2 rRNA genes (1 of these 2 running past the window's edge) are annotated in these 2,688 nt (G+C 53.3%); both read left to right on the top strand.

The annotated features are described in order from the left end of the window. Positions 1 to 2,339: ribosomal RNA gene (locus MU848_RS18750) — 23S ribosomal RNA — on the top strand (it extends 459 nt beyond the left edge of the window). A 133-nt stretch (positions 2,340 to 2,472) separates the two neighbouring features. Then, positions 2,473 to 2,587 (top strand): 5S ribosomal RNA (rrf, locus tag MU848_RS18755). Positions 2,588 to 2,688 lie beyond the last annotated feature (101 nt).

Below are 2,688 nucleotides of genomic sequence, written 5' to 3' on the forward strand. Positions count from 1 at the left end.
CTAAATACTCGTACATGACCGATAGCGAACCAGTACCGTGAGGGAAAGGTGAAAAGCACCCCGATGAGGGGAGTGAAACAGTACCTGAAACCGGATGCCTACAAGCAGTTGGAGGATCCTTGAGATCTGACAGCGTACCTCTTGCATAATGGGTCTGTGACTTAGTGTATCGAGCAAGCTTAAGCCGTTAGGTGTAGGCGCAGCGAAAGCGAGTCTGAATAGGGCGACCATGAGTTCGATGCATTAGACCCGAAACCCGGCGATCTATGCATGACCAGGTTGAAGGTGCGGTAACACGCACTGGAGGACCGAACCGTTTAATGTTGAAAAATTATCGGATGAGTTGTGCTTAGGGGTGAAAGGCCAATCAAGCCGGGAAATAGCTGGTTCTCCGCGAAATCTATTGAGGTAGAGCGTCGGATGATTGCCGTTGGGGGTAGAGCACTGGATGGTTGCGGGGGTCGCGAGATCTACCAATACTAACCAAACTCCGAATACCAACGAGTCTAGTCCGGCAGACAGACGGCGGGTGCTAAGGTCCGTCGTCAAAAGGGAAACAGCCCTAACCTACAGCTAAGGTCCCCAAGTCACGTCTAAGTGGGAAAGCATGTGGGATTTCCAAAACAACCAGGAGGTTGGCTTAGAAGCAGCCATCCTTTAAAGAAAGCGTAACAGCTCACTGGTCTAAATAAGAGATCCTGCGGCGAAGATGTAACGGGGCTCAAGACGTGCACCGAAGCTTAGGGTTCAGTCTTTGACTGAGCGGTAGCGGAGCGTTCCGTAGGCCGTTGAAGCGGAAGGGTAACCGACCGTGGAGGTATCGGAAGTGCGAATGCAGACATGAGTAGCGATTAACAGTGTGAGATGCACTGTCGCCGAAATTCCAAGGGTTCCTGCTTAAAGCTAATCTGAGCAGGGTAAGCCGGCCCCTAAGACGAGCCCGAAGGGGGTAGTCGATGGGAACCACGTTAATATTCGTGGGCCTGGTGGTGTGTGACGGATGGCGTAACTTGTTCGGCCTTATTGGATTGGTCCGGGCAGGGAAGTTGTCCCAGGAAATAGCCCCACCGTATAGACCGTACCCTAAACCGACACAGGTGGAATGGTAGAGTATACCAAGGCGTTTGAGAGAAGTATCCTGAAGGAACTCGGCAAATTGCCTCCGTACCTTCGGAAGAAGGAGGCCCCACATTAAGGCAACTTTTTGTGGGGGGCACAGGCCAGGGGGTAGCGACTGTTTAGCAAAAACACAGGGCTCTGCTAAGTCGGCTTCAAGACGACGTATAGGGCCTGACGCCTGCCCGGTGCCTGAAGGTTAAGAGGAGGAGTGCAAGCTCTGAATTGAAGCCCAGGTAAACGGCGGCCGTAACTATAACGGTCCTAAGGTAGCGAAATTCCTTGTCGGGTAAGTTCCGACCTGCACGAATGGCGTAACGACTTCCCCACTGTCTCCAGGATATGCTCAGCGAAATTGAATTCTCCGTGAAGATGCGGAGTACCCGCGGTTAGACGGAAAGACCCCGTGCACCTTTACTGCAGCTTCAGAGTGGCATTAGGAAAGAACTGTGTAGCATAGGTGGGAGGCTTTGAAGCGATGACGCCAGTTGTCGTGGAGCCATAGGTGAAATACCACCCTGTTGTTTTCTGATGTCTAACCTCGCACCGTTATCCGGTGCAGGGACCCTCTGTGGCGGGTAGTTTGACTGGGGCGGTCGCCTCCTAAAGAGTAACGGAGGCGCGCGATGGTGGGCTCAGGACGGTTGGAAACCGTCTGTTAGAGTGCAATGGCATAAGCCCGCCTGACTGCGAGACTGACAAGTCGAGCAGAGACGAAAGTCGGTCATAGTGATCCGGTGGTCCCTCGTGGAAGGGCCATCGCTCAACGGATAAAAGGTACGCCGGGGATAACAGGCTGATGATTCCCAAGAGCTCATATCGACGGAATCGTTTGGCACCTCGATGTCGGCTCATCACATCCTGGGGCTGGAGCAGGTCCCAAGGGTTTGGCTGTTCGCCAATTAAAGTGGTACGTGAGCTGGGTTCAGAACGTCGCGAGACAGTTTGGTCCCTATCTGCCGTGGGCGTCGAAATTTGAGAGGAGTTGACCCTAGTACGAGAGGACCGGGTTGAACATACCTCTGGTGTACCTGTCGTCCTGCCAAGGGCGCAGCAGGGTAGCTATGTATGGACGGGATAACCGCTGAAAGCATCTAAGCGGGAAGCCTCCCTCAAGATAAGATTTCTTCGAGCGGTCGTAGACCACGACCTTGATAGGCCGGATGTAGAAGTGTGGTAACATATGGAGCTAACCGGTCCTAATTGCTCTGATCGCGCCTGAGAGTCCCACCATCAATGACAGTGCTGGCAACAGCATGGCATCAGCGATGTGGTGATCACCTCAAGCCAGATAACAAATAGACTTTCCCATAAAGTGCACGGCATCGATTAAAACCCAAAGCGCAAGCTTCATTGCTTGGTGACCATAGCGTCTGTGACCCACCCGATCCCATCCCGAACTCGGCCGTGAAACCAGTCTGCGCCGATGGTACTGTGGCTCAAGCCCCGGAAGAGTAGGGCGTCGCCAGGCATTGAAGCTCGCGCTTTGAAACAACAAAACCCATTCACATAGTTCATAAAAGGGCGGCCCATAAAGCCGCCCTTTTACCTTTGGTGGCGCGGGATGGAGCA

It is taken from the genome of Sphingobium agri, assembly GCF_023051225.1.
Taxonomy (GTDB): domain Bacteria; phylum Pseudomonadota; class Alphaproteobacteria; order Sphingomonadales; family Sphingomonadaceae; genus Sphingobium; species Sphingobium agri.